Genomic DNA, 22,196 nt, shown 5'->3' with positions numbered 1-22,196 from the left:
AGTTAATTGGGAGTCGATCATGGTCGAAACGATCAAACTGGCGACTGCCCGGGAACTCGCCGACGCCGGAAGCCTGCGCGAAACGACGGTGACCGCGGAAGCGGGAGGCTACGTTGTCACCTTCGCCCTGGAGAACAGCGACCGTGCGTTGGCCACCAAAGATGGGACGCCGCGCATTTTCTCTGGCGTCGCGGCGGCCGCACGTGTCCTGGCCCGGTTGGGGATCACACGCTATCGCGTAGACGCCTCGGCGACGGCTGGCGCCGAACCCCCGCGCCGCTCGCGACCGGATCGGGCCCGGGTGCTGAAGCGGCTGCATGAAGACTCGGCCTATCTGGAACGCATCCGTGAAGCAGTGGCTGAAGCGCGCGCGGATTCACGGCCGGCACTGTCCGGTACCGATGCGCACCTGCACATGGCGGCGCTGAAAACGCGACTCGGTGACGAGTTGCAAACGGCATTTAAGCGCCGCCCGTCCACGAAATGACGGTTGCGTGGGGCAGGCTGGCCCTTGAGGATAGAACCCAACAACTTGTTGCCGCCTTCGATCGCGCCATGGCACTGCCGGACCCGCGCCTGTTCATCGCAGCCGTAGCGCGAGACGATGCGATCGAGAACGAAGGAGAGGCCCTGGATGGCCCGGCGGTCTACCGCCTCGATGCCATCAAAGGGGCGTTCCTGTATGCAACGCGCGATGGCCGGTATCTGATCGCCTACCAACGCAACGGCAACGACGTTTACATTGACCGCGTGTTGCCTACCCGCAGGTCGGACGGCAGCTGAGCGCCCACTTACCCCGAGAAATTCGCCTTCAAGCCCTGCCAGCAGTGCTGGTACCCGCGCTGGCGGTGCGCTGCCGCCATCGCCTGGGCGGTCGGGCGGATCACGCCGCGGGTTTCGAACATGAAGGCCATGGTGTCCTTGATCACGTCCGGTCTGCTCAGGTCGGCGGCGGAGGCCTTCTCGAAGGTCGCCGCGTCCGGGCCGTGGCCGCTCATGCAGTTGTGCAGTGAAGCACCGCCGGGCACGAAGCCTTCGGCCTTCGCATCGTAAGCACCGTGGATCAGGCCCATGAACTCGCTGGCGATGTTGCGGTGGAACCACGGCGGGCGGAACGTGTTCTGCGCGACCAGCCAACGCGGTGGGAAGATCGCGAAATCCATGTTGCTGGTGCCCGCTGTATCACTGGGCGAATGCAGCACCAGGAAGATCGATGGATCGGGGTGGTCGTGGCTGATCGAGCCGATCGTGTTGAAGCGGCGCAGGTCATAGCGGTACGGCGCGTAGTTGCCGTGCCAGGCGACCACGTCCAGCGGCGAATGATCGATGTCCGCGCGCCATAGCTGGCCCTCGAACTTGGCGATCAGTTCGAACGCGCCATCGACGTTCTCGAATGCGGCGTGGGGCGTCTCGAAGTCGCGCGGATTGGCCAGGCCATTGGACCCGATCGGGCCCAGGTCGGGCAGCTTCAGCAGGGCGCCGAAGTTCTCGCAGACGTAGCCGCGTGCATCGCCATCGGGCAGTTCGACCCGGAAGCGCACGCCACGCGGGATCACCGCGATCTGCTGCGGTTCGATCTCGATCACACCCATTTCGGTGAGCAGGCGCAGGCGGCCGAGCTGCGGAACGATCAGCAGCTCGCCATCGGCGTTGTAGAAGTAGCGGCCCTGCATGTCGCGGTTGGCCGCATACAGGTGGATGCCCACGCCATGGTGGGCGTCGGGCGAACCGTTGCCGCCCATCGTGTACAGCCCCTCGACGAAATCCGTGGGCGTGCCGGGCAGCGGCAACGGATCCCAGCGCAGCTGGTTGGGCGAGACCGCACCCTGCGCGAAGTCACCGTGCAGGTGCGGCTGGGTGAACGGGGTGAACTCGCCGTGGGTCACCGCGGGGCGGATGCGGTACACCCAGCTGCGGCGGTTGCTGCCGCGCGGCGCGGTGAATGCGGTGCCGGACAGCTGTTCGGCATACAGGCCATGGGCGACACGCTGCGGGGAATTCTGCCCCACCGGCAGCGCACCGGGCACCGCCTCGGTGGCGAACTCGTTGCCGAAACCGATCTGGTAGCCGCGCGATGACATCGGGTTGTTCATGGTCCTGCTCCGCCGGAGGCGTGGATGGCAAGGGAGTACAGCCGATGGCACCGGCGCGGACGCCGATGCCATCGTTGCAGCGTAACGCGGGCAGCTGCCGGTGCGTTACAGCGCGCGTCTTACAGCACGCCGCGCTTCATCTGGTCGCGCTCGATGCTCTCGAACAGCGCGGTGAAGTTGCCTTCGCCGAACCCTTCGTTCCCCTTGCGCTGGATGATCTCGAAGAAGATCGGGCCGATGCAGTTGGTGGTGAAGATCTGCAGCAGCTTGCGCTGCTTGGTCTCCGGATCGGCATCGATCAGGATCTTGTTCTTCGCCAGCCGGGCCACGTCTTCACCGTGGTTGGGCACGCGCATGTCGATCACGTCGAAATACGTCTCCGGCGTGTCCAGGAACTCCACGCCCTGGGCGCGCATCGCTTCCACCGTCTCGTAGATGTTCTCGGTGAAGCAGGCGATGTGCTGGATGCCCTCGCCCTTGTAGGCGTCGAGGTATTCGTTGATCTGGCTCTTCGGATCGGAGGATTCGTTGAGCGGAATGCGCACGATGCCATCCGGCGCGGTCATCGCCTTGGACACCAGGCCGGTCTTGAGTCCCTTGATGTCGAAGTAGCGGATCTCGCGGAAGTTGAACAGCCGCTCGTAGTAATCCGACCACTGCTGCATGTTGCCGAAGTACAGGTTGTGGGTCAGGTGATCGATGAAGGTCAGGCCGAAGCCCTTCGGGCGCGGGTCCACGCCCTCGATCGGCGCGTACTCGGTATCGAACATGCTGCCGTTGGCGCCATAACGGTCGACCAGGTACAGCATGCAGTCGCCGATGCCCTTGATGATCGGGGCGGCGACGGCGCGGGTGTCAGGCTTGAAGTCGATCGCTTCGGCGCCGTTGCCCAGGGCCATCTGGTAGACCTCCTCGCCCGGCTTCTTGAAGCGGATCGCGAAACCGCAGGCGCACGGGCCGTGCTTTTCGGCGAAATCCGAGGCGAACGAGTCCGGCTCTTCATTGACCAGGAAGTTCACGTCGCCCTGGCGATAGACTGTGATCGCACGCTGCTTGTGGCGCAGCACGGCGGTGAAGCCCATCTTGCGGAAATAGTCGTGCAGTTCGGCGCCACGGCCGGCCGGGGCGGCGAACTCGACGAACTCGAACCCATCGATGCCCATCGGGTTTTCGAAGGTGGTGACCTGCATGCCCGGATCGGGTGCGTAGGACGCGGTGCTCGTTTGGCTGGTCATGCTGTGGCTCCAAAGCAGTCCGCATCGGAAAAACCAGGTGCGGTAGGAAGGCAGACCCGCGAGAATGCGGAGTCCGGAACGTAGGTTATAGTTTCACATGAAACCACCATCAAGGTGCACCGCAACATGAGCCCGCCCGATCCCAGCAGTCACAGCATCCGCGCCTCGCACGCCCTGCTCGATCTGGAGCAGTTCCTGCCGTACCGGCTGAGCGTTCTGTCCAACCGTGTCAGCGGCAACATCGCCAAGCTGTATGGGGACCGTTATGGGCTGGCGATCCCCGAGTGGCGGGTGATCACGGTCCTGGCGCTGTACCCGGGCTCGTCGGCCAGCGAGGTGTCCGATCGCACCGCGATGGACAAGGTCGCGGTCAGCCGCGCCGTGGCCAGACTGCTCGAGCGGGGCTTCATCAAGCGTGAAACCCATGGCGACGACCGCCGCCGCTCGGTGCTGGCGCTGTCGGCGGCCGGTTTCGAGGTGTATGAAACCATCGCCCCGCTGGTGATCGACATCACCCGCAAGCTGATGTCCGTGCTCAGCGAGGACGAGGAACAGATGCTGGAAACGCTGATCCTGCGCCTGGCCGGCGAAGGCCTGCAGCGGATGGACGAGTAGCGCCTCAGCTCAGGTGTTTGCGCCGCGCATGCACCCAGGGCGCGGCCAGGGCGCCGATCGCACCGCCGGCGAACCCCAGCGAGGCCGCCACGGCGGCCGCTTCGATCGCCCCGGGCAAGGCCAGTGCGGCCACCACCAGCAACAGGGATGGCAGACCGATGAAGGTCGCCATGAAGTAGCGCCAGCGCGGTGACCACGTGCCGACCTGGAGCAGGCTGACCGGCATCCAGGCTTCGCCGGAGGCGTCCTGGGCAACCTTGGCGGCGACCTTGCCCAGGTCCGCTTCGACCGGCCCCTTGCCGCCACGCGCGGCAGCCAGCATCGCGGCCACCTCATCCACCGCCGGGAAGCTGGTCGGCCAGCTCTGCGGGGGGGTGACCCCATAGGCGGTCAGCAGCGGCACGCTGAGCCACGGCGCCAGCAGCGGGCGCACCTTGCGGCGATCCAGCACGCACCAGAGCTGCGTCACCCCGTGCGCGGTCACGCTGTACAGCGCCAGCTGCGCCGGCGCCGGGTACGGCAGCAGGTGCACGCGCGCGGCCATGCTTTCGTAGCCCATCGCACGCAGGAAGCCCGGGCGGGTACGCCCCTCGTGCGCCCAGGCCAGGCCGAGCGCGCCGACCAGATACACCTCGGCAGGGTCCTTCGTACCGGCACTGGCGCGATCGTCGCTGGCCAGGAAGAACGCCAGCGATTTGGGTTCTTCGACGTCGTGCCGGTCCCAGCGGCCTGCATCACCGAGTACATGCCTGAGCGGCACGCGCGCCGGGGCGGTTTCGTCCTTGCTGGCGTTGTGCAGGAACGGCACCACGCTCAGCACGAAGCCCTGCAGGTCCACCCCGCGCAGGCCGCTGCCCTGCCACTCGGCCGGGATCAGGCCGGTCAGGCTGCCCTGGCGTGCCAGCGCGTCCAGCTGCGTCTTCTGCTCGACCAGTTTCTGCACCGCGGCCTTGAGCAGCACGTTGCCGGGCACGGAGACCATCGGCAGGCGGTAGCGGATCGCACCCGGCGCCGGCGTCCCGCCCTCGCCATCGAGCGCATCCGGCGCGGTCTGGTCGTCCAGCAGCACATCGACCGGCGGCAGGCTCACGCCGGCCGGCGCATCGAGGGAAACATCGGTGGGGGTGTCACTGGTGCCCGGCTGCATGCGTCCAATTCCGTCGGTTGCCCGCCACGAACAGCGCGGCATGAGGTCCTTGGAGGTAGCGGCAGGGTGGCCGACAAATTGAGCGCAAAAAAAAGGCCGCGGAATCCGCGGCCTCTTCGATCACGACGCCTTCGGTGGCGCCCATTGCTTGAGGAAGGCGAAGAAGCGGCCACGGTCATAGCCCTTTTTCTGCCCCTTGTCCGCTTCCAGCTCGCCGGTGAACTGCGAGTGCAGCAGCGTGCCGTCGGCGTCGAGCACGAACAGGTGCGGGTAGCCCTTCACTGCCGGGAACTGCGACAGGAACGCCGCGTTCTCGTTTTCTTCGCTGTAGTTGACCTTCATCCAGACGTAGTTGGCATCGCGGAAGCTGCGGATCTCCGCATCGCCTTCGATGAACCCGTCCATCAGATGGCACCACGGGCACCACTCGCCGCCCACATCCAGGATGATCCGCTTGCCACCGCGCTGGGCCTCGACCTTGGCTGTGGCCAGATCGGCGACCGGATCACGCGCAGGATCGAACTGGGCGTTGAGCGCCGCGATCGCGGCGATGTCCGCCGCGGCCGGGGTGTTGCCCGAGGCCACCGGTGCGCCGGGATCGGCGACCGGGGTTTTCTGCTCGGAGGTGTCCAGCGGCTGCGCAGGCGCAGCGGTGGGCGCCGACGACGGCGAACAGGCGACCAGCAGGCCGGCCACGATCATCGACATTGCCGCTGCTTTCATGCGCATCGCGGTCCTCACTTGACGCCGTGCATCAGCTTGTTGATCAGCGGGGCGACCAGGAACAGCACCACGCCGGAAATGATCAACGCCCAGAAGCCGAAGGTGTAACCCTTCAGGGCCGATTCCACGGTCATGCCGCCTTCGCCGCTGACCACGCCGGCGAAGATGCCGGACATGTTGTTGCCGATGCCGGTGGACAGGAACCAGCCGCCCATGCCGAAGCCGACCAGGCGCACCGGGGCCAGCTTGGTCACCATCGACAGACCGATCGGCGACAGGCACAGCTCACCGATGGACTGGATGACGTAGACCATGAACAGCGTCCAGAACGGAATCTTGCCGTCCACGACCATGCTCGACAGCGCCACCATCAGCAGCGCGAACGCCGCACCGTTGAACAGCAGGCCCAGGCCGAACTTGCGCGGGATCGACGGATTGGCGCGGCCCAGCTTGATCCAGATCCAGGCAATGATCGGGGCCAGGGTGATGATCGCCACCGAGTTGACCGACTGGAACCAGGCGGTCGGGAATTCCCAGCCGCCCAGGTTGCGGTTGACGATGTTGTCGGCCAGGAAGGTGAACGAGCTGCCGGCCTGTTCGAAGAACATCCAGAACATCACGTTGAAGGTGAAGATGATCAGCATGGCGATCACGCGGTCACGCTGGACCTTGCCTTCGCGGATGCCTTCGACCAGCAGCAGGATCGCCAGGGCGATGAACATCACACCCAGGATCCACGCCAGCGCGGTGGCGCCGGTGGAGAGCAGGAAGAAGGCCACCGGGATCGCCACGATCGCGCCGATGAACACCATCACGATGCGGCCGTAGCCTTCGGCACCGGCCGGCGGGGCGCCAATGCCCTTCAGGCCGGCACGGCCGACGTAGAACCAGGCCAGGCTGATCAGCATGCCGATGCCCGAGGCGATGAAGACCATCTTGTAGGACGGCATCGCCTGGGTGCCGAACACGCGCTCGGCCAGGTACTGGGTCAGCACCGGGGCGATCATCGCGCCGATGTTGATGCCCATGTAGAAGATGGTGAAGCCCGAGTCGCGGCGCTCATCCTTCAGGCCGTACAGCTTGCCGACCATGGTCGAGATGTTGGGCTTGAACAGGCCGTTGCCGATGATGATCGTGGCCAGGCCCAGCTCGAAGATTTCCTTGTTGGGCATCGCGACCATGAACAGGCCGGCCGCCATGATCACCGCGCCGGTCAGGATGGAACGCTGGTAGCCCAGCACCCGGTCGGCGACGTAGCCACCGAAGATGGCGGCGGCGTAGACCAGCGCCAGGTAGGCGCCGTAGGTCCGGCTGGCCGCGGCCTGGCCGGCCGAATCACCGTCGAAGAACTGCGCGACGATGTACAGCACCAGGGCCCAGCGGATCCCGTAGAACGCGAAGCGTTCCCAGAATTCGGTCATGAACAGCATCCACAACGGGCGCGGATGGCCCAGCGTGGTCTTGAACTCCGGCAGCGCCGGATCGGGAACGGATTTCGCGGCGGCGTCTACGCTCATGCGGGATTCCTGGGTTCGGTGGAAGACATGCACGTCCGATGTGCGAAAGCAGCGCGGGAGAATCCCAGACCAACCACGTTCACGTCAAATACACGCTGATGTGTACCGCTGGCAGCATGGTCGCTGAACTTGCATCTGCAACTTCCGGCCAGAGACCGGCAGCGCAGCAACGGCGGGGCCTGCCGCACCCTACGGCGGATGGGGCAGGTAAATATGAATAGGCTTATTGCGGCCGATGCCCGATCAGGCGTCCGGCGGCATCGGGTCGTCGTTGCGGATCGTGGTGCGCACCTGGAACAGCTCCGGGAAGAAGGTCAGCTCCAGCGCCTGGCGCAGGAAGCCGACTCCGCTGGAGCCGCCGGTGCCGCGCTTGAACCCGATCACCCGCATCACCGTGCGCATGTGGCGGAAGCGCCACAGCTGGAAGGCGGTCTCCAGATCGACCAGGTCCTCGCACAGTGAATACTCCCGCCAGAAGCGGTCGGTGTTCTGGTAGATCCGCTCGAACACCGGGTGCAGGGCGTCGTCGGCCACGTGCGGCTGCTGCCAGTCGCGGCCCTGGTAGCCGGCCGGGACCGGGTGGCCGAAGCGGGCCAGGTAGCGCAGGAACTCCTCATACAGGCTGGGGGCATCGAGCACCTCCTGCAGCTGGGCCTGGCCGGCCGGGTCGTGCGAGAACACCTGCAGCATCTGCGCGTTCTTGTTGCCCAGCAGGAACTCGATGTAACGGTACTGCAGCGACTGGAAGCCCGAAGACGGGCCCAGCACATCGCGGAAGCCCATGTACTCCGAAGGCGTCAGCGTTTCCAGTACCGACCACTGCTCGGTCAGCTGGCGCAGCACCTGCTTGCTGCGCGCCAGCACCTTGCGGCACTGCCAGACCTCGTCGCGCTGCAGGAACCCGATCGCCGCGCGCAGTTCGTGCGCCAGCAGTTTCAGCCACAGCTCGGAGGTCTGGTGCTGGATGATGAACAGCATTTCGTCGTGGTGCGGCGGGTTGGACAGCGGCTGCTGGGCCGACAGCAGCTGGTCCAGGCGCAGGTAGCCGCCGTAGGTCAGCCGCCCCTCCAGATCGGTGTGGATACCGGCTTCGAGATCGCGTTGGTTCTTATCGACGGACATGGCAGGGACCGCTAAAGGGGCTGAAAGGGTAGCGCAGTGACCGGGTCGCCGCGCATCCGGCCGTCAGCGGCTCACCGCTCCGCCAGGTCGGCCGAACCCACGATCCTGACGCCGGGCGTGGGCACTAACGCCGCCTCGACCAGCGCGGCGGCGATGTTCCCGGCCGGATTGATCCGCCAGGCGCGTGGCAGCACCGGGCCGAGCACGCCGAGCACCACGCTGGCCAGATGCTCGCCGGTACGCCGTTCGGCACGCTCACCGCCGATCAGCCCGGGCCGGACCAGGGTCAGCGACGGATAGCCCAGCGCGCGCAGGTCCTGCTCCAACCGTCCTTTGACCTGGTTGTAGAAGATCCGCGAGCCCGGGTCGGCGCCCATCGCCGAGTTCAATGCGAAGGCATGCGCGCCATGGGCGCGTGCCAGCCGCGCCACGGCCAGCGGGAAATCATGGTCGACCCGTGCGAAGGCCTCCTTGCTGCCGGCCTGCTTGATCGTGGTGCCAAGCGCACAGATCACGGCATCCACCGCCCACCAGTCGGCCTCGGCCGGCAACTGCGCGAAGTCCACCACCGGGTTGAGCAGCGCTGGATCCGTCGTATCCAGCGCGCGGCGGGTCGGGGCGATCACCGCATCGCAACGCGGGTCGTCCAGCAGTTGCCGCAGCACATGGCCCCCGACCAGTCCGGTTGCGCCTACCAGCATCACCTTCATCGCACGCTCCTGCGGTCAGATTGCCTACCATCGTGGCATATCGGGCGTCGCGGGCCCCGCGTTCAAGCCGGCGTGCCCCGCGCCGATACTGTTGCCACCTCCCCTCGCCCCGGCGCACCTCGCCGGTCACTGCCAAGGACCTGCCGCATGACGGACCCGCACGACGCTTCCCCCCGCCCCGGCACCGCCGTCGGGCGGCTGCTGTCGCGGCGACAGAGCGTGGGCACCGGGGTGGAGACCGCCAGCGAGCCGGCGCCCGGGCCCAAAGGCGGCAGCAGCGCGATGCTGCAGCGGCTGTTCGCCGGCATCGATGCACCCGAGCCGCTGCTGGCTGCGTTCGCCAATGGCATGTCCACCCTGCCCGGCGAACTGGGCGACATGGGCCTGCGCCTGCAGTCGGCGCAGCGCAGCGCGGACTGGGTGAGCTATGGCCGGGCGATGCGCCAGCTGATCGACAAGTACATCCGCACCATCGAGCAGGAAACGCCCGACGGCCAGCCTGACAGCCTGCGCCTGCGCGAGCTGCTGCGGCACACCGTCGGGGTGACCGTGGCCAGCCTGCTGCAGAACATGCCCGAGCTGCGCGAGGAGCCGGTGCAGCTGGCCGGTGAACTGCGCCACTGGCATCCGGGCCAGCCGCTGCAGCCGATCGAACAGCGGCTGCGCGAGCTCTCGCACCAGATCGGCGTGCGCAGCGACGGCTGGCAGGAGCAGCAGGAGCTGCTGCTGAGTCTGTTCGATCTGCTGTTGGACAACATCAGCGAGCTGCTGGATGACAGCAGCTGGCTGCACGGCCAGGTCCATGCGGTGCGTTCGCTGATCGGCGGCCCGCTGGATCGCGATTCGGTCGAACAGGCGCGCGCCAACCTGCGCGAGGTGATCTACAAGCAGGGGCTGCTCAAGCAGGGCATCGTCGAATCCAAGGCGGCGATGAAGAACGTCATGGGTGGCTTCATCGAGCGCCTGGACGGCATGGCGGTGAGCACCGGCGAATACCACGACCGGATCAGCAGCTACGCGCTGGCCCTGAAGGAAGCGCGCAGCATCGCCGACCTCAACCAGCTGCTGCAGGATGTGCTGCAGGACACCGGGCGCGTGCAGGACCAGGCGCTGCAGGCGCGCGACCACCTGGGCAATGCACGCCGCGAAGTGGAACAGGCCGAACAGCGCATCGCCGAACTGGAGCAGGAGCTGCGCGAGGTGTCCGGCTTGATCCGTACCGACCCGCTGACTGGTGCGCTCAACCGGCGCGGTCTGGACGAGCTGCTGGAGCGCGAGCTGGCGCGCGCCGCACGCCACGGCCATCCACTGGCGCTGGCGCTGCTCGACCTGGACGATTTCCACCAGACCAACACCCTGCACGGCCATGCCGGTGGCGATGCGGTACTCCGCCACCTGGTGAGCGTCTGCCAGCTGCACCTGCGCAGCAGCGATGCCATCGCCCGGCTCGGTGGCGACGAGTTCGTCCTGCTGCTGCCGGAAACCCCGGCGGCCGACAGCATGTCCACCCTGCTGCGGCTGCAGCGCTCATTGGCACAGCGGCCGCTGCCGCTGGACGAACAGCGCGTGCCGGTGCATTTCAGTGCCGGGCTGGCGCAGTGGCAACCGGGCGAGCCGGCCGAGGCGCTGCTGCGGCGCGCCGATGCGTCGCTGTATGCGGCCAAGCGGGTCGGCAAGAACCGGGTACTGGCGGCCGAGCCACCGCGCTGAGCCTGCGCCTGTGATATTCGGCGCAGCGGCGCGAATCATCCGGGTATGGACATGACACTGCCCGCCACCGACACCGATCTGCGCCCGCGCTTCGCCGCGCTGCTGGAGCAGCACCGCGGCATCGTGCTGAAGGTGGCGCGCGGCTATTGCCCGCAGCACGAGGATCGGCTGGATCTGGTCCAGGAGATCAGCGTGCAGGCCTGGGCGGCCTTCGAGGCGTTCGACCCGGCGCGGGCGCGTTTCTCGACCTGGCTGTACCGGGTGGCGCTCAACGTGGCGATCTCGCAATGGCGCCGGCAGCAGCATCGGCAGCGCCACCACGCCGCGCTGGACGATGACCTGCCCGCCGCCGACGAAAGCGCGCCGCCCGAGCAGCGTCACGCGCTGCACCAGCTGGAGGTCGCCATCCACGCGCTGCCGCCGCTGGATCGTGCGCTGATGCTGCTGCACCTGGACGATCACGACCATCGGCAGATCGCTGAAGTGCTGGGCATCAGCGTCGCCAATGTCTCTACCCGCCTGCACCGCCTGCGCCAGCAGCTGCGCACGCGCCTGAACCCCACCGACTGAGAGCCCCACCATGCAACCGGATGACCTCAAGCAGCTGTGGAACAGCACCAGCCAGCACGCGGATGCGCAGGAGACCTTCGCGCTGGAGGCATGGCGCAGCCATCGGCACCGCGCGGTGCAGCGCCAACTCGGGCGCTTCAGCCTCTGTCAGGGGCTGCAGCTGGTGGCCTGGCTGGCATTGGCGGTGTACTGCGGGAGCCAGTGGTGGCAGCAACCGCCGCTGGCGGTGATGCTCAGCGCGATGGCGCTGCACGCCTATTGCATCGCGGTGATCATCGCCAGCATCACCCGCCTGCATCGCCGCCGGCAGCTGGGGCCGACACACACGGTGGTGGAGCAATCGCAGCAGCTGGCCGCGCTCGCCCGGCACACCGCATTGACCGAGCTGCTGCTCGGCCTGCCGTGGTGCTGGCTGTGGCTGGCGGTGCCGGTCCTGGTGGCCTGGCAGGCCTGGGGGGTGGACCTGGGGGCCCTGGCCGCACCGTGGCTGCTGGCCTCGCTGGCGGCGGGGGCGCTGGCCATGCTGGCCGCGGTGCTCCTTGCCCGCCGCTGGGTGCAGCACGCACCGGCGTCGCCGTGGCTGCAGCGCGCAATCGACGCGCTGTCCGGGCGCCGGCTGGCCCGCGCCCGCGCCGAGCTGAACGCCCTGAGCGGCTGGACGCCGACCTGAACCGGCCGGCCGTCAGTGCGCGGGCTTGGTCCCGCGCAGCTTCTGGAACCCGGTCACCGCCGCCAGCACCACCGCACCGATCACCACGCCGACGATCACGTTGCCCAGCGCATTGATCAACCAGCCCCAGCTGCCGTCACCGCCCATCTCCAGGATGGCGTGGTGCAGCGGTTCGATGCTGTGCACCAGGATGCCGCCGCCGACCAGGAACATCGCCGCGGTGCCGGCCACCGAGAGGAACTTCATCAGCCACGGTGCAGCCACCAGCAGGCCCCGGCCCACTGCGGCCAGCGCCGCGCCCTTGCGCGACAGGTACAGGCCCAGGTCGTCCAGCTTGACGATGCCGGCGACCAGACCGTAGACGAACACCGTCATCGCCAGGGCGATCACCACCAGCGCGCTGACCTGGTTGAGGAACGGTGCACTGGAGACCACGCCCAGCGACAGCACGATGATCTCCGCCGACAGAATGAAATCGGTGCGGATCGCGCCCTTCACCTTGTCCTTCTCCCACGCGACCATGTCCACCTTCTCGTCGGCCAGGGCCTTGGCCCGCTCGGCCTTGCGCTGCTCATCCTCGTCGCGCGAATGCAGGAAGCGGTGCGCCAGCTTCTCCACGCCCTCGTAGCAGAGGAACGCGCCGCCGATCATCATCAGCGGGGTGATCGCCCAGGGCAGCCAGGCGCTGATCGCCAGCGCGGCCGGCACCAGGATCGCCTTGTTGACCAGCGAGCCCTTGGCGACGGCCCAGACCACCGGCAGCTCGCGGTTGGCACTGACCCCGGTCACCTGCTGCGCGTTCAGCGCGAGGTCGTCGCCGAGCACGCCGGCGGTTTTCTTGGCCGCGACCTTGGTCAGCACCGACACATCGTCCAGCAGGGACGCAATGTCATCGAGCAACGCGAACAGACTGGCACCGGCCATGGTGGATCCAAAGGAGGAAGCGGGAGCGCCGATTCTGACCGATCCGACCCCTGTCGCGGTAGCCGGAGCGGATTCACCAGTCCACCACTGCCGCCCGGCCACACTGCCGGTGATCGTCGCCCCGGAGTCCTGCTTGAACACCACGCCCGTCCTTCCCGGTTCGCCGTCGCTGGTCAAGGGCATGAACCGCCGCAGCCAGATCCTGCGCCTGCTGTTGCGCTACCGTAATTCCGGCGTGTTTTCCGGCATGAACCTGGACGCAGGCGCGGTCCACGATGTGCCACCGGAGGGCAACCCGGAACAGTTCGTCACCGACCTGGAATCGCTGGGGCCGACCTTCGTCAAGCTGGGCCAGATGCTCTCCACCCGCCCGGACATGGTGCCGGTGGAGTTCGCCACGGCCCTGGAGCGCATGCAGGAGAACGTTGCGCCCATCCCGGTCGAGCGCGTCGCGGCGATCATCGAAAAGGAACTGGGCGCGTCGGTGTCCAAGCTGTTTGCCAGCTTCGACCCGGTGCCGCTGGGCTGCGCCTCGATCGCCCAGGTGCACCGCGCCGAGCTTCACGATGGCCGCCAGGTGGCGGTCAAGGTGCAGAAGCCGGAGGTCGCCGCCCAGCTGCACTCGGATCTGGACGTGCTGCGCAGCTTTGCGCTGGCCGCCGACCATCTCACCCAGGTCGGACGCCGCGTGCGCCTGCGCGACTGGCTCAATGAATTCGCCAAGACCCTGATGCAGGAGCTGGACTACCAGGCCGAGGCCGAGAACCTGCAGCGCTTCGGCCAGCATCTCAAGCCGTTCAAGCCGCTGTGGGTGCCACAGCCTATCTGGGACTACTGCAGCCACCGCGTGCTGACCATGGAGCTGGCGCAGGGCGTGCGCGTGGACATGATCCCCGATGTGCGCCGTACCGAGCAGCCGATGGCCCCACTGGCGGCCGCGCTGATCCGCGGCTATGTCGACCAGATCTTCGTGCATGGCGAGATCCATGCCGATCCGCATCCCGGCAATCTGCGTGTCACCCCGGCCGGTCGACTGGCGATCTTCGACCTGGGCATGGTCGCGCACATGCCGCCGCGCCTGCGCGAGCGTCTGCTCAAACTGCTGTTCGCCGCGGTGGATGGGCGCGGTGAGGAAGTCGCCGATGAAATCATCGGCATCAGCACGCGGCTGGAGTTCTTCGACGAAGAACGCTATCTGCGCGAGACCGGGCAGATCATCGCGCGCTATGCCGCCAACAGCAGCTTCTCCGAAGGCCGCGTGGTGCTGGACCTGGTGCGCATCGCCACCGCCAGCGGCCTGCGCACCCCGCCGGAGCTGAGCCTGCTGGGCAAGGCGCTGTTGAATCTGGAAACCGTGTGCCGGCTGCTGTCGCCGGACCTGGATACCCGGCGCATCGTGGAGAAACAGCTGCAGCACGTGATGCGCGCGCGCCTGAAGAAATCGCTGTCGGCCGCCAACCTCGCCAGCGAGGCGATGGAGATGCAGCAGTTGCTGCGCGATGGGCCACGCAAGATGACCGACATCCTCGCGCTGCTGGCCGAGAACCGCCTGCAGATGAAGGTCACCGGGCTGGAAGAATCCCGCCTGATGGAGAACCTGCAGAAGATCGCCAACCGCGTCTCTGCCGGCATCGTCACCGCCGCGCTGATACTGGCCGCGGCGATGATGATGAAGGTCGATACCGGATGGCATCTGTTCGGGTATCCCGCCATCGCGTTCACCTTGATGTTGATCGGTGTCTTCCTCGGATTGGGCATCATCCTCAGTGCGCTGATCTTCGATCGTCGTGCGCGCTCCAAGGAAGAACGCGGGCATCGTTGACGCGCTCACCACGCGCTTCACGCATTCAGACAACCGGTAAAACACACCGCGGAACGCGCGATGCAATGCAGCATCGTGCGTACGTCTTCACGCCTGTTTTACGTCGCATCCCGCAATGCGATGCCTGAATCCCGCTGTCGTTTTCAACAAACATTTCAGTCAGGTTCGTGCAGGCATGATCGGGTCATCGGCTTGTCATGCATGTGTGGTTGGGACAGCCGGTCGGATGGGACATACGTCGTCATGACGTCCATCACCACCTGTCTCCACTGCCAAAAGTGCTTATGCTCTGGATCCTGCTGCTGTCACTGTTGCTGCTCACCTGGCTGTTCCTCGCATCTGACAAGTGGGTGTGGTGGAAGGCAAGCCTGATGTCATTGCTGCTGCTGACCCTCAGTGCGTGGTGGTTGATCAACAAGTTGTCCGGTGATGGCCTCAATGCCGCCACCCTGTACCACCTTGGCGCGGACATGGAAGGCGCCGGCATCGCCGACTTCAAGCACTACATCGCCGGCTTCATCGCACTGGCGCTGGTCTCGCTCACCCCCTTGCTGCTGGCACGCCTGCGTCGCCGGCACCGGCCCGCACACGGCAAGGCAGTCTTCGCCGGCTTCCTGGCGATGTGGTTCGTCGCGATCGTGGTCAGCCCGCTCTACAGCGATGGCCAGCGCCTGTACCAGCAGATGCGCCCGGTCGACTACAGCATGGTCAAGGCCGAGTACCGCGTGCCGCAGCAGCCGCTGACCAAGCCGCGCAACATCGTGTGGATCTACGGCGAAAGCCTGGAACGCACCTATCTCAATGAAACCACCTTCCCCGACCTGATGCCCAACATCAACCGGCTGGCCGCGCAGTCGCTGGACGTGCGCGGGCTGGTCTCGGCCGAAGGCGGTGGCTGGACCATCGCCGGCCTGGTCTCCTCGATGTGCGGCGTGCCGTTGACCACCGCCAAGGAAGATGAGAACAGCATGGGGCGCATGGGCAGCTTCCTGCCCGAAGCGGTCTGCCTGGGCGATTACCTCAAGCAGCAGGGCTACACCAACCACTATCTGGGCGGCGCCAACGGCCAATTCGCGGGCAAGGGCCAGTTCCTGGCCACGCACGGCTTCGATACCGTGGATGATCTGGCCTGGTTCAAGAAGCAGAAGATCACGCGCGCGCATTTCTCGCCGTGGGGCGTGCATGATGATGTGCTGCTGGACAAGGCGTACGACCGCTTCGTGCAGCTCTCGCGCAAGGGCGAGCCGTTCATGCTCACCACGCTGACCATGGACACCCATCATCCCGCCGGTCACCTCCCCGTGGCCTGCAAAGGCACCCGTTACCAGAGCGAGCACGGCAACATCGGCATGCTCAATGCACTCAAGTGCACCGACGGGCTGATCGCCAAACTGGTCGATCGTATCCAGGCCAGTCCGTACGGCGAAGACACGTTGATCGTGATCGCCTCCGATCACCTGGCCATGCCCAACGATCTCAGCCACATCCTGGCCAAGCAGGATCGCGAGAACCTGTTGCTGTTCCTGGGCAAGGACATCGCCCCGCGCCAGCTGACCGCGCCGGCCGGCTCGACGCTGGACTCGGGCGCCACGCTGCTGAGCCTGATCGACCCGGCCATCGATTCGATCGGCTTCGGCCGCTCGCTGCTGCATCCGGAGCGTTCGGACAGTGCCAGCGCCGCGGTGTTCCGCGACAACGGCAAGGACTACCCGCGCTACCTCGCGTTCTCGCGCTCGCTGTGGCTGGGCGACAAGACCCGCCAGCTGCGCATCGATGACGACAACCAGGTGGTGATCGGCCTGCAGCACGTGCAGCCGCCGGTGCTGCTGGAGTACGACAAGCATTGGGATCTGAAGTCGGTGTATCTGGAGAACACCTCCAAGCAGTTCGATCTGGCCGACCCGTCCAATACGCTGGCCTACGTGGATCGCTGCACTGCGTTCGAGGATGGCTCGGCCGATGGTGACTGGTGCGCGATGCTGGTCAACCAGGACAAGGGCATCAAGCTCTTCCGTGATGACCAGCTGCGCGGTGGCGTGGCGGTGGATGGTCCGCTGGATCCGTTCAACGGCCCGCGCCCGAGCATCCGCCAGGCGCACATGATCACGCAGAAGGGCCGCCGCACCCGCGCCGGGCAGTACATGGTGCAGCTGGTGACCAAGCAGTCGCCGGACCGTGGCTTCTGGATCGAAGCCGTCTCCTCGCAGCGCAAGGTGGTGGTGGCCCAGCAGTGGGTGCAGCCCGATGCCGAAGGCCGCATCAACCTGAGCTTCGGCCTGGACCACGAGGTGGATGATCTGGAAGTGCGCGCCTGGTTGAACCACGCCGAGAAGCTGGCCGTGGATACCTTCGCGCTGGTGCCTTCGCGCCGCGGCAACCGCGGCTGATCCGGCCCTCCCGCCGGGCATCGGGGGCGGTCCGTCGTTCGTATCGGGTCCGCTGTCCGTAGCAGGTCCGCTGGTCGTATCGGTAGTGCCGGCCGCTGGCCGGCTCCCGGTTCTCTCTGCCTCGTGCAGCTGCCGGCCAGCGGCCGGCACTATCTGGATCAGGGCGCTGCCGGCGGCCGGCGCTGTCTGGATCAGGGCGGTACCGGCCAACGGCCGGTACCTACAGCCTTGTTATGCGTCGGGGTCCTGCGTTGCCGCCGGGTCACGTACCAGATGGATATCCGTCGGTGCGGACAACGCGATCCCGGCGGCGGCAAACTTCTGCAGCATCGTGAAATACAGCTCGCTGCGTGCGCCGTACACCGCACGCGGACCCGAGACGTAGGCAAAACTGTTGATCGCGATCTGCCCATTGGCGATCGAATCGATGAACACCGACGGTGCCGGGTCACTCAGCACGCCCGGGTGATCGGTGTATGCATCCAGCAGGATCTGCCGCAGCGCAGCCACGTCGGTGTTCAACGGCACCGAGAACTGGATCTGGATCCGGCCCTGCGCGTTGCCCATCGTCATGTTGCGGATGGTCTTGGTGATCAGCTCGGAGTTGGGCACGATCAAGGTGGATTTGTCGCCGACCTGGATCTCGGTCGAACGCACGCTGATCCGCTTGATATCCCCTTCCTGGTCGCCCAGCTTGACCCAGTCGCCGATCTTGACCGGCCGCTCGGCCAGCAGGATCAGGCCCGAGACGAAGTTCTGGGTGATCGCCTGCAGGCCGAAGCCGATACCCACCGACAGCGCACTGACCACCAGGGCCAGCTTCTCGAAGCCGATGCCCAGCGCGGTCAGGCCCCACAGCACTGCGGCGATGATGCCGAGGTAGCGGGTGACGGTGCTGATCGAGTTGCGTGCACCGGCGTCCAGTTCGGTCTTGGGCAGGTAGGTGTCGCTCAGCCAGCGCTGGAACGCCTGCATCACCGCCCAGACCACCAGGAACACCAGCACCGCGTACATCACGCTGCTCGGTCGGAGCGTGGTCTCGCCGATCTTCAGCCCGCCGGACAGCGAATCCAATCCCCCGAGGAAGGCGTTGAGGTTGCCGAACGGTGCGGCCAGCGCCAGCAGGCCGAGCACGATCACGCCCACGCGCAGCACCGCCGAGAGCAGTACGCCGGCCTGCTCCACCCGCGATTCGCTGAGCCCGGTGGTCAATACGATGGTCTGCCCGGCACGGCTGCTGGGCGCGAGTGCCCAGGTGGCCAGGTCATCGGCGAACTTGAGCAGCAGCGAGACGGCCATCAGCACCACCGCGCCCCAGACCAGTTGCTGGGCCACGAACAGCGCGAAGTTGAGATAGCCCAGCAGCGTGGCGATCACCGCCGCTGCCACGGCGATGTGGCCGGCCAGGCGCGCGAGCACGATCCAGCCGCTGCGGCGGGGCGCGCCGCGTACCTTGCCATCGCCACCGGCGCGGGGATCGGCACGCGCTTCGGCTTCGGCAGCTTCAGCCGCCTGGCGGTTGTGCATGCGCGCCAGCGAAACCAGGATCGCGATGATCAACGCCATGTACGTGAGCGCGATCAGCCCATCCACGGCCACCGTGGTGACTTCGCTGGTACGTGCCGCGCGGTCCAGGGCAACCAGCATGATGCTCAGCCAGGTCAGGCCGGCCGCGCCCCAGGCGTACTTGCGCAGCCGCCAGGCCGCGCTGTCATCCAGCGACAGCAGCCGCCACGACGGCCGCTTGGGCACCAGCAGGCAGGCACTGAGCGCAGCGATGAAGGCGGCCACGAAGGTGGCCACTTCGAAGGTCTGGGCCACCGACTGCAGGCGCGGTGGGATCGCGCCGATCGCATCCAGTGACTCGACCAGTGCCACCGCCGCCAGGCCGGGCAGCAGCGTGCCGACCAGCAGCAGCCACACCGCCAGCCCGGAGCGACGCAGGCGGCCATCCGGTGCGCGCTCGGAGGCAGCGAAGCGCCGGCCCAGCGCGCGCAGCCACAGCCGCAGCGGGAAGAACATCACCAGCGCCACGCCCAGGCCGATCAGCGGCGCGGTCCAGCCGTGCCGGGCGATCGCCTTGCGCGCGGCGTCCACGCCCATGTGGTACAGGATCGCCAAGCGATCCACATCGCCCGGCACATCCTTGGCGAAGCTGCGCCACAGCGCGGGCGACAACGGCGAGGCGACCTTGCGGGTCAGCTGTTCGCTGAACTGGGTGACCCGCATCTTCTCGATCCGCTCGCCGAGCTGCCTGGCGTCCACCGAAAGCAGCTTGGCGCGGGCGATCTGCGCGTTGATGTCGGCCTTCTGCTGGTTCAGCGCCTTGCGCTGCCGGCTGACCTCCGGTGGCTCGACCGTCCCTTCGGCCACCTCGCCCAGCTGCGACAGGCGCGCGTCCACCTGCTTGAGCTGCGGGTCCAGTGCACTCTGCAGGCCGTCCGCATCGCGCTGGACGGCCAGCGCGCGGTCGGACAACGCCTTGAGGGTCTCGGTGGTGGCCGCATCCTCCAGGTCGTCATTGATCGACCGGAAGGTTTTTTCGGCCTGGGCCAGCTGCTTGGCAGGGTCCGGATCCGGGTCGCCGGCCTGGGCCAGCGCGATTGGCGCGGCGCCGAGCCAGGCGAACAGCAGCAGCCACGACAACGACCGCACCACAAACGAAGAATGACGAAGCGACACGCCAGCACCAACGGTTCGCGCGGACCACCGCGCCTGCCCGCGACTATAAACCGGGCCCCGTTCAGAACAGGTATGCGGCCCCCTCAGTACTTCAGGCGGAGCTCTTCGACCTGCGGCTGCAGGCGCGCGTACCAGTCCTGGAACTCTTCTTCGGTGATCTCCTCCGGCGCGTAGACCGCGATCTCGTCCCAGGCATGATCGGTCGGCAGCGGCTGCCGCGGCCCGGCACGCAGGGTATAGGTCACGCCCTCATGGTCGAGCACGTCGTCGGCGGTCTCCCGCTGCTGGCGGGCAAAACCGGTTTCGCTCTTGAGCAGAATCACCTGGTACATCCGCATCTCCATCGCTGTTGAAAGAAGCGCTCATGGCGCCCCTGCCCAGCATAGCGCCGCCCACGCGGCCGGAGCATGACGCATCGACAACGCAGCGTTCTCGACGCCGTACTCGCCCCGGCTTCACCCGGCCGTGGCAGCAGGCCCGGCATCGTGGGATCGCATTCCCACCAGCCGTTGCCCATGACCACACATCCCGACCTGAAGACCGTTCCCGATCTCAAGCTGCCGCGTTACCTGGGCACCTGGTACGAGATCGCCCGCCTGCCCATGAAGCACGAGCCGGAGGGCTGCACCGATGTGTCCGCGCATTACAGCCTGAAGGACAACGGCCATGTCGCCGTGGTCAACCGCTGCCGCATGGGCAACGAGATCGAGGAAGCCGACGGTGAGGCCTGCCCGGTCGATAACGACACCGCGCGGCTGGAGGTCAGCTTCCTGCCCAAGGGCCTGCGCTGGCTGCCCTTCACCAAGGGCGACTACTGGGTGATCCAGATCGCGCCGGACTACAGCGTCTCGCTGGTCGGCAGCCCGGACCGCAAGTACCTGTGGCTGCTCTCGCGTACCCCCACGCTCGATCGCACCACGCAGGAGCATTATCTGGCGCAGGCGCGGCTGCAGGGCTTCGACCTGTCCGAGCTGATCCAGACCCCGCACACCGGCCATCCCACCGCCTGAGGCTGCAATGGATCTGAAGAGCGGTTACCCGTTCTGGGCCGTGCGCAACGGCCTGATGCATGCGTTTCCACCACTGGAAAACGATCTGAACTGCGAGGTGCTGGTGGTCGGTGGCGGTATCAGCGGTGCGCTGATCGCCGACGAGCTGTGCGCGCACGGCCATGACGTGGCGCTGATCGAACAGCGCGATATCGGCTGGGGCAGCACGGCGGCCAGCACCGCGCTGCTGCAGTATGAGATCGACACCCACCTGATCGATCTGGCCCAGCGCTACGGCGAGGATGCCGCCGTACGGGCCTACCAGGCGTGTGCCGATGCCATTCCGGCCATCTGCGAGGTGGCCGCGCCGTTCCGCGATGTGGATTGCCATCGCATGGCCAGCCTCTACTACGCGAGCAAGCGCGGGCATCAGGCCGTACTGGCCGAAGAATGCGCGCTGCGTGCCAGGCACGGCTTCGACGTGCGCTGGCTGGACAGCGACAGCGTCGCGGACGAGTACGGCATCCGCGCGCCGGGGGCGATCCTCAGCGCGCTCGCCGCACGCATCGATCCGTACCGGCTGACCTACCGCCTGCTGATGCGGCTGCACAAGCGTGGCTGCGGGGTCTACGACCGCACCGTGCTCGACACGCTCACCCCCACCGCACGTGGCGTCACCGCCACCACGCTGGGCGGTGCACGCATCCGGGCCCGGCATGTGGTGCTGGCCACCGGCTATGCCGGACAGCGCTGGTTGAAGCCCTCGGTGGCCCGCAACCGCAGCAGCTACGCCTTCATCACCGACCCGATCCACCCGGATCTGCTCGGTCCGCTGCGCGAAACGATGGCCTGGGAATCGGCGCGCCCCTACCTCTACCTGCGCAGTACCGGCGACAACCGGCTGCTGATCGGCGGCGAAGACGACGCCATCGATCTCCCGGCGCGGCGCGACCGGCGTGTGGAGAGCAAGACCGGCAAGCTGCTCAAGAAGACCGCCAAGCTGTTTCCGCACCTGCCGCTGCAGCCGGCCTTCTCCTGGGGCGGCACCTTCGCCGAGACCCACGATGGCCTGCCCTTCTTCGGTCCACACCCACAGTGGGGGCCGCGGGTGCTGTTCGCGATGGCCTACGGCGGCAACGGCATCACCTACTCCATGATCGGCGCCGGGCTGCTGCGGTCGCGGATCGAGCGCCGCCGGCATCCGCTGGCCGAGCTGTTCGGATTTGAGCGCCTGGGCTGAGTTCCCCTTGCAACGCACGCCATGACAGGCATCATTCAAA

Annotated in this window: 19 protein-coding genes and 1 pseudogene; 10 read left to right on the top strand and 10 right to left on the bottom strand. The window is 66.9% G+C overall.

Going from position 1 to position 22,196, the window contains the following annotated elements:
• Positions 1 to 19 precede the first annotated feature (19 nt).
• On the top strand, positions 20 to 487 hold the full coding sequence (locus tag ORK51_RS01060; protein WP_266083528.1) for a ParC-related protein: 468 nt from the start codon (positions 20 to 22) through the stop codon (positions 485 to 487).
• 68 nt (positions 488 to 555) lie between these two features.
• The gene (locus ORK51_RS01055) at positions 556 to 783 is read left to right on the top strand and encodes a hypothetical protein (protein WP_266083526.1); all 228 of its coding nucleotides are present in this window, start codon (positions 556 to 558) and stop codon (positions 781 to 783) included.
• A gap of 8 nt (positions 784 to 791) precedes the next feature.
• Here the strand turns inward: ORK51_RS01055 and hmgA are convergent, their stop codons facing one another.
• The gene (gene hmgA, locus ORK51_RS01050) at positions 792 to 2,093 is read right to left on the bottom strand and encodes a homogentisate 1,2-dioxygenase (protein ID WP_266083525.1); all 1,302 of its coding nucleotides are present in this window, start codon (positions 2,091 to 2,093) and stop codon (positions 792 to 794) included.
• Positions 2,094 to 2,212: 119 nt separating this feature from the next.
• Positions 2,213 to 3,283, bottom strand: a complete 1,071-nt coding sequence (hppD, locus tag ORK51_RS01045) for a 4-hydroxyphenylpyruvate dioxygenase (protein WP_429000600.1) — start codon at positions 3,281 to 3,283, stop codon at positions 2,213 to 2,215.
• A gap of 171 nt (positions 3,284 to 3,454) precedes the next feature.
• Between hppD and ORK51_RS01040 the strand changes: the two genes are divergently transcribed.
• Positions 3,455 to 3,943, top strand: coding sequence for a MarR family winged helix-turn-helix transcriptional regulator (locus tag ORK51_RS01040; protein WP_088433561.1), 489 nt, complete (start codon positions 3,455 to 3,457; stop codon positions 3,941 to 3,943).
• A gap of 4 nt (positions 3,944 to 3,947) precedes the next feature.
• On the opposite strand, the gene ORK51_RS01035 is transcribed toward ORK51_RS01040, so the two are convergent.
• From ORK51_RS01035 to ORK51_RS01015, 5 genes are all read right to left on the bottom strand, one after another.
• Complete coding sequence (locus ORK51_RS01035; protein WP_266083519.1) at positions 3,948 to 5,090, bottom strand: hypothetical protein; 1,143 nt, start codon at positions 5,088 to 5,090, stop codon at positions 3,948 to 3,950.
• A 120-nt stretch (positions 5,091 to 5,210) separates the two neighbouring features.
• Positions 5,211 to 5,819, bottom strand: coding sequence for a thioredoxin family protein (locus ORK51_RS01030; protein ID WP_266083517.1), 609 nt, complete (start codon positions 5,817 to 5,819; stop codon positions 5,211 to 5,213).
• 8 nt (positions 5,820 to 5,827) lie between these two features.
• Positions 5,828 to 7,330: a peptide MFS transporter gene (locus ORK51_RS01025; RefSeq protein ID WP_046273049.1), complete on the bottom strand. Its 1,503-nt coding sequence runs from the start codon at positions 7,328 to 7,330 to the stop codon at positions 5,828 to 5,830.
• A gap of 243 nt (positions 7,331 to 7,573) precedes the next feature.
• On the bottom strand, positions 7,574 to 8,452 hold the full coding sequence (locus tag ORK51_RS01020; protein WP_019185279.1) for a tryptophan 2,3-dioxygenase: 879 nt from the start codon (positions 8,450 to 8,452) through the stop codon (positions 7,574 to 7,576).
• 71 nt (positions 8,453 to 8,523) lie between these two features.
• Entirely contained in the window at positions 8,524 to 9,162 is a 639-nt protein-coding gene (locus tag ORK51_RS01015; RefSeq protein ID WP_266083514.1) for a Rossmann-fold NAD(P)-binding domain-containing protein, read from the bottom strand.
• A gap of 147 nt (positions 9,163 to 9,309) precedes the next feature.
• On the opposite strand from ORK51_RS01015, the gene ORK51_RS01010 reads away from it, so the two are divergent.
• Genes ORK51_RS01010 through ORK51_RS01000 form a run of 3 tightly spaced genes read left to right on the top strand, consistent with a single transcriptional unit; the run spans position 9,310 to position 12,112 of the window.
• On the top strand, positions 9,310 to 10,872 hold the full coding sequence (locus ORK51_RS01010) for a GGDEF domain-containing protein (RefSeq protein WP_019185277.1): 1,563 nt from the start codon (positions 9,310 to 9,312) through the stop codon (positions 10,870 to 10,872).
• Between the two features lie 45 nt (positions 10,873 to 10,917).
• On the top strand, positions 10,918 to 11,442 hold the full coding sequence (locus tag ORK51_RS01005; protein ID WP_080341516.1) for an RNA polymerase sigma factor: 525 nt from the start codon (positions 10,918 to 10,920) through the stop codon (positions 11,440 to 11,442).
• A 10-nt stretch (positions 11,443 to 11,452) separates the two neighbouring features.
• A complete protein-coding gene (locus ORK51_RS01000) occupies positions 11,453 to 12,112 on the top strand; it encodes a hypothetical protein (protein WP_266083512.1) in 660 nt (219 codons plus the stop codon).
• A gap of 12 nt (positions 12,113 to 12,124) precedes the next feature.
• Here ORK51_RS01000 and ORK51_RS00995 read toward each other — a convergent pair whose 3' ends face one another.
• Positions 12,125 to 13,036 (bottom strand): DUF808 domain-containing protein, encoded by a 912-nt coding sequence (locus ORK51_RS00995; protein ID WP_019185274.1) that lies wholly within the window; start codon positions 13,034 to 13,036, stop codon positions 12,125 to 12,127.
• A gap of 178 nt (positions 13,037 to 13,214) precedes the next feature.
• On the opposite strand from ORK51_RS00995, the pseudogene ORK51_RS00990 reads away from it, so the two are divergent.
• Both ORK51_RS00990 and ORK51_RS00985 read left to right on the top strand, forming a co-directional pair.
• Positions 13,215 to 14,858 (top strand): annotated as a pseudogene (locus tag ORK51_RS00990) (ABC1 kinase family protein); the annotation flags it as partial.
• A gap of 284 nt (positions 14,859 to 15,142) precedes the next feature.
• A complete protein-coding gene (locus ORK51_RS00985) occupies positions 15,143 to 17,245 on the top strand; it encodes a phosphoglycerol transferase I (protein ID WP_070426132.1) in 2,103 nt (700 codons plus the stop codon).
• A 231-nt stretch (positions 17,246 to 17,476) separates the two neighbouring features.
• Here ORK51_RS00985 and ORK51_RS00980 read toward each other — a convergent pair whose 3' ends face one another.
• Both ORK51_RS00980 and ORK51_RS00975 read right to left on the bottom strand, forming a co-directional pair.
• Positions 17,477 to 19,891 carry a DUF3772 domain-containing protein gene (locus ORK51_RS00980; RefSeq protein ID WP_266083510.1) on the bottom strand — a complete coding sequence of 805 codons (2,415 nt, stop codon included), beginning with the start codon at positions 19,889 to 19,891 and terminating at the stop codon, positions 17,477 to 17,479.
• Positions 19,892 to 20,010: 119 nt separating this feature from the next.
• Positions 20,011 to 20,259: a hypothetical protein gene (locus ORK51_RS00975; RefSeq protein WP_026070111.1), complete on the bottom strand. Its 249-nt coding sequence runs from the start codon at positions 20,257 to 20,259 to the stop codon at positions 20,011 to 20,013.
• A gap of 183 nt (positions 20,260 to 20,442) precedes the next feature.
• Here ORK51_RS00975 and ORK51_RS00970 point away from each other — a divergent pair, with 183 nt between their 5' ends.
• Both ORK51_RS00970 and ORK51_RS00965 read left to right on the top strand, forming a co-directional pair.
• Positions 20,443 to 20,937, top strand: a complete 495-nt coding sequence (locus ORK51_RS00970; RefSeq protein ID WP_046273045.1) for a lipocalin family protein — start codon at positions 20,443 to 20,445, stop codon at positions 20,935 to 20,937.
• A 7-nt stretch (positions 20,938 to 20,944) separates the two neighbouring features.
• Positions 20,945 to 22,156, top strand: coding sequence for an NAD(P)/FAD-dependent oxidoreductase (locus ORK51_RS00965; RefSeq protein ID WP_261997959.1), 1,212 nt, complete (start codon positions 20,945 to 20,947; stop codon positions 22,154 to 22,156).
• Positions 22,157 to 22,196 lie beyond the last annotated feature (40 nt).

Source organism: Stenotrophomonas sp. RIT-551 (assembly GCF_026241915.1).
GTDB lineage: Bacteria > Pseudomonadota > Gammaproteobacteria > Xanthomonadales > Xanthomonadaceae > Stenotrophomonas > Stenotrophomonas bentonitica_A.
This window is presented reverse-complemented; position numbering and strand designations above follow the sequence as displayed.